Origin of the sequence: Pseudomonas avellanae BPIC 631 (assembly GCF_000444135.1) — a bacterium.
In the GTDB taxonomy this organism is placed as follows: domain Bacteria; phylum Pseudomonadota; class Gammaproteobacteria; order Pseudomonadales; family Pseudomonadaceae; genus Aquipseudomonas; species Aquipseudomonas avellanae.
In genome coordinates this window covers 1-7,681 of the sequence record NZ_ATDK01000574.1, presented here as the reverse complement: position 1 = coordinate 7,681, position 7,681 = coordinate 1, and the positions used below count along the sequence as shown (strand labels likewise).

Here is a 7,681-nt window from a genome sequence, read left to right as displayed (position 1 = left end):
TGCAAGCTAAGCTATTGATAAGATTTGAATTTTCCGTTAGTTGGTGGCTGATTTTTTCGAAAACAGTACACTAGGCCTGTTCCTGGGCATGGCCGGTGCGTCGTTTGCCGTTGCGTTGCCGCTGGCCTCGCAGTGGTATCCGCCACAGCATCAGGGCAAGGCGATGGGTATTGCCGGTGCCGGCAACTCCGGCACCGTGCTGGCGGCATTGATCGCGCCAGTGCTGGCGGCCAGTTTTGGCTGGGGCAATGTGTTCGGCCTGGCGCTGATCCCGCTGGTTCTGACGCTGATTGCCTTCACCCTGATGGCGCGCAACGCGCCGGAGCGCAGCAAACCCAAATCCATGGCGGATTACCTCAAAGCACTGGGCGACCGTGACAGCTGGTGGTTCATGTTTTTCTACAGCGTGACCTTCGGTGGCTTCATTGGCCTGGCCAGCGCCCTGCCCGGCTACTTCAACGACCAGTATGGCCTGAGCCCGATCACGGCCGGTTACTACACCGCAGCCTGTGTGTTCGGCGGCAGCCTGATGCGCCCGCTCGGTGGCGCGCTGGCCGACCGCTTTGGCGGGATCCGCACCCTGACCGTGATGTACGCGGTGGCGGCTGTCGGTATCGCAGCAGTGGGCTTCAACCTGCCGAGTTCGTGGGCAGCACTGGCGTTGTTCGTTGCAGCGATGCTTGGCCTGGGTGCCGGTAACGGTGCAGTCTTCCAACTGGTGCCGCAGCGGTTCCGCAAGGAAATCGGCGTGATGACCGGCCTGATCGGGATGGCTGGCGGTATCGGCGGCTTCCTGCTGGCAGCCGGTCTGGGCGCCATCAAGCAGAATACCGGTGATTACCAGCTGGGCCTGTGGCTGTTTGCAGGTCTGGCGGTACTGGCCTGGTTCGGCCTGTTGAACGTCAAGCGTCGCTGGAGAACCACCTGGGGTTCGGCTGCAGTGACTGCGGCGCGGGTCTGAGCCGCCGATGACGCTGCAATTACGCTTTGCCGAATTCAGCGCCAGCGGTCCGCGAGCGGAGAACCAGGACGCCCTGCGCCTGGTCACTCCGGCCCCGGCACTGGCGGCCAGCAAGGGCTATCTGTTTGCCCTTGCCGACGGCGTCAGCCAGTGTGCCGATGGCGCGCTGGCCGCCCAGTCGACGCTGCAGGCGCTGGCACTCGACTATTACTCGACGCCGGAAACCTGGGGCGTGGCGCAGTCGCTTGATCGCCTGTTGCTGGCGCAGAACCGCTGGCTGCAGGCCAACGGCCTGCTGACCACCCTCAGCGCTCTGGTGCTGCGCGGCAGGCGCTTCACCCTCGCCCATGTCGGCGACTGCCGGGCTTATCGCTGGCAGGCCGGCACGCTCAAACGCATCAGCGAGGATCACCTCTGGGAACAGGCCGATATGCAGCATGTGCTCAAGCGCGCGCTGGGCCTGGATCAATACGTGGTCATGGATTATCTCGACGGCGAGCTGTGCGAAGGCGAGCGTCTGTTGCTGGTCAGCGACGGAATATGGGCAACCCTCGGCGACGCCAGCATCCGCTCGATTCTGACCGAGCAGGACGACCTAGACTCAGCGGTGAAAACCCTGGTCAGCGCCGCGCATCTGGCTGGCAGTCAGGACAATGCCAGCGCCCTGCTGATTCAGGTCGACAGCCTGGGCAAAGACGATCTGGGCGACACGTTGCTGCAGTTGCAGCAGTGGCCGCTGCCGCCAGCACTCAAGCTCGGTCAAACCTTTGAAGACTGGAACGTCGGCGACATCGTGGCGCAATCGCGGCAGTCGATTCTCTATCGGGTACAAGACGCCCACGGCCAGCCTTGGCTGCTGAAAACGCTGCCGGCCAGTCGACATGACGAAGCCGGTGCCGGGCAAGGGCTGTTGCTCGAAGAGTGGTTTCTGCGCCGGGTCGCCGGGCGGTTCTTCCCCGAGGTTCATTCGCTTGCGCAGCGTCAGCACCTGTATTACGTGATGCGCGAATACCCCGGAAGTACGCTGGCTGAGGTCTTCAGCCGCAACGGGCCGTTGCCACTGGAGCAATGGCAGGACCTGGCGACTCGTTTGTTGCGGGCCTCCGGGCTGTTGCATCGACGCAATATCATCCACCGCGACATCAAACCGGAAAACCTTCTGCTGGGTAACGACGGCGAGCTGCGCCTGCTGGATTTCGGCCTGGCGTTCTGCCCGGGCCTGTCAGCCACAAATGCCGAGGACCTGCCCGGTACGCCGAGCTACATTGCTCCGGAAGCCTTCAACGGTGCAGAAGCGCACCCCAGGCAGGACCTGTATGCCGTTGGTGTGACGCTGTATTACCTGTTGACCGGTCATTACCCCTACGGCGAAATCGAAGCCTTTCAACATCGCCGCTTCGGCACGCCGATTCCCGCCAGCCGCTATCGGCCCGACCTGCCGCAATGGCTGAGCCAGAGCCTGGACAAGGCCTTGCAGGCCGACCCGGATCAGCGTTACGAAACCTCGGAACAATGGCTGCTGGAACTGGAGCAGGCCGAGCATCGCCCACTGGTTGCGCGCCCGCGCCCGTTGCTGGAACGCGAACCGCTGAAAGTCTGGCGTACGCTGGCGCTGATCTCGTTGCTGTGCAATCTGCTGGCGGTCATTTGGTTAATGGGGCGCCACTGATTCAGCCGCGCCCGCCCCGCTTCTGTGCAGCACGCATCAAGCCAGTGCAGAAATAACCGCAACTATCGCCAATACACCCGTTTACGCGGGTGAATACGAGTTGGCACAAGCGCTGCGTAGTCCCTTTCAGATCATTCATAACGCGCAGCCTTCAACGATGAAGGGTGCGCCTCCCGAGAGAACGGGACCGGACAAAGGCGTCCCCGTCAGGCAACTGGCGGGACGCCTTTTTTTGTTTGCGCACACTGTGTCGAGCCCGCGCTCTGGCGACTCGGAGGCAAGATGAAAAAACTCAAACTGGTGATGATTGGCAACGGCATGGCCGGCGTGCGCACACTCGAAGAGTTGCTGAAGCTGAGCGAAGACCTGTACGACATCACCGTCTTCGGCGCCGAGCCACACCCCAACTACAACCGCATCCTGCTGTCGCCGGTGCTGGCCGGCGAGCAGAACTTCGAAGACATCGTGCTCAACGATCTGGCTTGGTACGAAAGCAACGGTATTCAGCTGTTGCTGAACCGCCGCGTGGTCAAGATCGATCGCATCAAGCGCCTGGTGATCGCCGATGACGGCACCCAGGCCCATTATGACCGACTGTTGATTGCCACCGGGTCACGCCCTTTCATTCTGCCGATCCCCGGCAACACGCTGGACGGCGTGATCGGCTATCGCGACATCGGTCACACCCGGCAGATGATCGACACTGCCGTCACACACAAACACGCAGTCGTTATCGGCGGCGGCCTGCTCGGTCTGGAAGCCGCCAATGGCCTGAGCCTGCGCGGCATGCAGGTCACGGTCATTCATAACGGCCAGACCCTGCTGGAACGCCAGCTGGACAAGACCAGCGGCCTGATGTTGCAAGCCGCGCTGGAGCTGCGCGGCCTGAGCTTTCGCCTCAATGAACAGACCCAAGCCTTGCTCGGCGATGATCAGGGTCGCGTGCGCGCCGTGCAATTCAAGAACGGCGACGTCATTGAAGCAGACCTGGTGGTCATGGCAGCAGGCATACGGCCCAACACCGAGCTGGCCGAACAGGCGGGTCTGCCGTGCAACCGCGGAATTCTGGTCAACGACACACTGCAGACCTTCGACCCGCGCATCTATGCCATCGGCGAATGCGTCAGCCATCGCGGCATCGCCTATGGCCTGGTCGCGCCGCTGTTCGAGCAGGCCCGGGTCTGCGCCAATCACCTCGCCCAACTTGGCTTTGCCCGCTACCCAGGCTCGATCACCTCGACCAAGCTGAAAGTCACTGGCATCGACCTGTTTTCGGCCGGTGACTTTCTGGGTGGCGAAGGCACTGAAAGCATCACCCTCTCGGACCCCATCGGCGGTGTCTACAAGAAGCTGGTGATCAAGAATGACATTCTGGTCGGCGCCTGCCTGTACGGCGACACCGCCGACGGCAGTTGGTACTTGCAGCAAATCCGTGATGGCCAGGGCATCGACGCCATCCGCAATCACCTGATGTTCGGCAAACCCGCTGCCATACCGGCTGCTTGCGCATGACCAGCCTGGCCATCCAGACCACTCAGGTAACGGCATCCACCTGCTGCTATTGCGGCGTCGGCTGCGGGGTCCTGATCGAGCATGACGGGCAGCGCATTCTCGGCGTCAGCGGCGACCCCCAACACCCGGCGAACTTCGGCAAGCTGTGCAGCAAAGGTTCGAGCCTGCACTTGACCGGCGACATCGAAGCGCGGGCGTTGTACCCGGAGCTGCGCCTGAGCAAAGGGCTGGCGCGCAGCGTGACCGATTGGGACACCGCACTGGAGCACGCCGCCACTGTGTTTGCCGAGAGCATTCGCGAACACGGCCCCGACAGCGTGGCGTTCTACATTTCCGGCCAGTTGCTGACCGAGGACTACTACGCGTTCAACAAGCTGGCGCGCGCACTGGTCGGCACCAACAACATCGACAGCAACTCGCGGCTGTGCATGTCTTCGGCCGTGGCCGGCTACAAGCGCAGCCTGGGGGCCGATGCGCCGCCGTGCAGCTACGAGGACATCGAGCTGAGCGACTGCGTGATGATCGTCGGCAGCAACATGGCCTACGCGCATCCGATTCTGTTTCGCCGTCTGGAAGATGCAAAAAGCCGCCGTCCCGAGATGAAACTCATCGTCATCGATCCGCGTCGCACCGACACCTGCGAACTGGCGGACCTGCACCTGGCGATTCAGCCCGGCACCGACGTCGCGCTGTTTCACGGCATCCTGCACGTATTGATGAGCGACAACCTGATCGACCCGGCGTTCATTGCCGCCCACACGCAAGGCTATGACGAACTGGCAGCGCTGGTGCGCGATTATCCGCCTGACAGCGTGGCGAACATCTGCGGTATTTCTCAACAGGAATTAAAGACCTGCGCTCGCTGGGTGGGTGAATCAGCGGGCTTTCTGTCGCTGTGGTGCATGGGTCTGAATCAGTCCACCGCCGGCAGCGCGAAAAACAGTGCGCTGATCAACCTGCACCTGGCCACCGGGCAGATTGGCCGCCCCGGCGCCGGCCCTTTCTCGCTCACCGGCCAGCCCAACGCCATGGGCGGTCGCGAAACCGGCAGCCTGTCCAACCTGCTGCCAGGTCATCGCGACGCCGCCAATCCCGAACATCGCGCCGAAGTGGCCGAATACTGGGGCATCGACAGCCTGCCGGCTACTCCCGGCCTGTCCGCCATTGAGCTGTTCGAGCAGCTGCAAAACGGTACGATCAAAGCCTTGTGGATTGCCTGCACCAACCCGGCACAATCGCTACCAGACCAGAACAGAATCCGCCAGGCACTGGACACCTGCCCGTTCGTGGTGCTGCAGGAAGCCTTCAAGACCACTGAAACCGCCCGCTTTGCCGACCTGCTGCTGCCCGCCGCCAGCTGGGGCGAAAAGGAAGGCACCGTCACCAACTCGGAACGGCGCATTTCCAATGTGCGCAAAGCCATTCAGGCACCCGGTGAAGCCCGTTCAGACTGGGCAATTACCGTGGATTTCGCCCAGCGTCTGCAACAGCGCCTGCAGCCAGAAGCGCCTGCACTGTTCGACTTCCAGACGCCCAAGGCTTTGTTCGATGAGTTCAAGGGCCTGACGGTCGGACGCGATCTGGACATGTCCGGTATCGACCGCGAACTGATTGACCGCCAAGGCCCGCAGCAATGGCCGTTCCCGACAGGCGCCAGCGTGGGCACATCGCGTCTTTATGTCGATGGCATTTTCCCGACGGCCTCGGGCCGAGCACAGTTTTTGGCCGAACCCTATATCGCCGCCCGGGAATTGCGTGACGCTGAATATCCGCTGACGCTCAACACCGGCAGGCTGCGCGATCAATGGCACGGCATGAGCCGCACCGGCACCGCCGCGCGCTTGTTCGGGCATGTGAGCGAGGCGCTGTTGAGCCTCAATCCGCAGGAAATGCTTGGCCATGACCTGCAGAACGGCGATCTGGTCAAACTGATCAGCCGACGCGGCGAACTGCTGCTGCCGGTCAGCAGTGATGACAGCGTTGTTGCCGGCCAGGCTTTTTTGCCGATGCACTGGGGCGACCGGTTCCTCAAGGGCGGCGTGAACGTCCTGACCCAGCCGGCCTTTGACCCGGTCTCCAAACAACCGGAGCTCAAGCATTCCGGGGTCAGAATCGAAAAAGCCCGACTGCCCTGGCAGTTCTTCGCCTTGATCGAAGGCAATGTGCAGCAGCACATGGAACGCCTACGCCCGCTGTGCGAGGCGTTCACTTACCTGAGCATGGGCCTGATCGGGCGAGAACGACCTGCACTGGTGGTGCGCGCGGCCAGCACCGAAGCGCCAGATTCGACGCTGCTGCAGCATATCGACAGCCTGCTGAACCTCGATGAAGGCCCGGTCATGGCCTACGACGACCCCAAGCGTTCAATCGGCAAACGGGTGCGGATCGACAACGGGCGCATCACTGCCATCCGCCTGGCTGGCGAAACGCTCGCCCAGCACTGGCTGCAGACGTTATGGCTGGAAGAGCGTGTCGATACCGCGCTAAGACGCTGGCTGCTGGCGCCCTTGAGCAGCGAGCCCGGCAAAGACTCGACCCTGTCCCGCGACAAGACCTTGTGCAACTGCATGAACGTCAGCCAGAGCGCGGTGGTGAGCGGTATCGAGCGAGGCCTGGACCTGAATCAACTTAAAACCCAATTAGGCTGTGGGACGCAATGCGGTTCGTGTGTCCCGGAAATAAAAAGACTGATCAACGCCGTGGCCGTGACTGAATGAGGAATGCAGCATGAGCGCAAAAGTATGGCTGGTAGGCGCAGGCCCGGGCGACCCGGAATTACTGACCCTCAAGGCCGTTCGCGCCTTGCACGAAGCCGACGTGGTGTTGATCGATGATCTGGTCAATACCGCCGTGCTTGAGCACTGCCCGCAGGCGCGAGTGATTGCCGTCGGCAAGCGCGGAGGCTGCCGCTCGACGCCACAGGAATTTATCCATCGCCTGATGCTGCGCTACGTTCGCAAGGGCAAATGCGTGGTCCGCCTCAAAGGCGGCGACCCTTGCATCTTCGGGCGTGGCGGTGAAGAGGCACAGTGGTTGCAGGAGCGCGGTGTCGCGGTCGAACTGGTCAACGGCATTACCGCAGGCCTAGCCGGGGCAACTCAATGCGGGATCTCGCTGACCCTGCGCGGCATCAGTCGCGGCGTGACGCTGGTGACCGCCCACACGCGGGACGACAGCAGCCTCAACTGGCAAGCGCTGGCACAAGGCGGGACGACGCTGGTGGTGTACATGGGCGTGGCGAAACTGGCAGAAATTCGCGAAAGCCTGCTGGCAGGCGGAATGACTGGCGAGATGCCGGTGGCGATGATTGAAAATGCTTCGCTGCCCTGGCAGCGTGAATGCCGCAGCACACTGAATGCGATGCAGCGTGACGCAGCCGCATTCGAGCTGAAAAGCCCGGCGATCCTGGTGGTCGGCGCGGTCGCGGCGCTCAGCAACGAGCTGCTGAATCAGACCCTGGTGGAGCATGCACAGCTGCAAGCCAGCTGACCCTGCAGGGTCGTGACGCAGTGCCTGACTAAATCGCAGACAAAGAAAAG

3 protein-coding genes and 2 pseudogenes are annotated in these 7,681 nt (G+C 62.3%); all 5 read left to right on the top strand.

Annotation, left to right across the window (positions count from 1 at the left end; translation table 11 throughout):
- Window positions 1-70: 70 nt before the first annotated feature.
- A pseudogene (locus DW49_RS0126820) lies at window positions 71-961 on the top strand (MFS transporter); the annotation flags it as partial.
- Between the two features lie 7 nt (window positions 962-968).
- Window positions 969-2,630 (top strand): bifunctional protein-serine/threonine kinase/phosphatase, encoded by a 1,662-nt coding sequence (locus DW49_RS0126815; RefSeq protein WP_005617412.1) that lies wholly within the window; start codon window positions 969-971, stop codon window positions 2,628-2,630.
- A gap of 282 nt (window positions 2,631-2,912) precedes the next feature.
- Window positions 2,913-4,118 (top strand): annotated as a pseudogene (locus tag DW49_RS0126810) (NAD(P)/FAD-dependent oxidoreductase); the annotation flags it as partial.
- Between the two features lie 20 nt (window positions 4,119-4,138).
- On the top strand, window positions 4,139-6,859 hold the full coding sequence (locus DW49_RS0126805; protein WP_005617408.1) for a nitrate reductase: 2,721 nt from the start codon (window positions 4,139-4,141) through the stop codon (window positions 6,857-6,859).
- A gap of 10 nt (window positions 6,860-6,869) precedes the next feature.
- Window positions 6,870-7,631, top strand: coding sequence for a uroporphyrinogen-III C-methyltransferase (gene cobA / locus DW49_RS0126800; protein WP_005617406.1), 762 nt, complete (start codon window positions 6,870-6,872; stop codon window positions 7,629-7,631).
- Window positions 7,632-7,681: the final 50 nt, after the last annotated feature.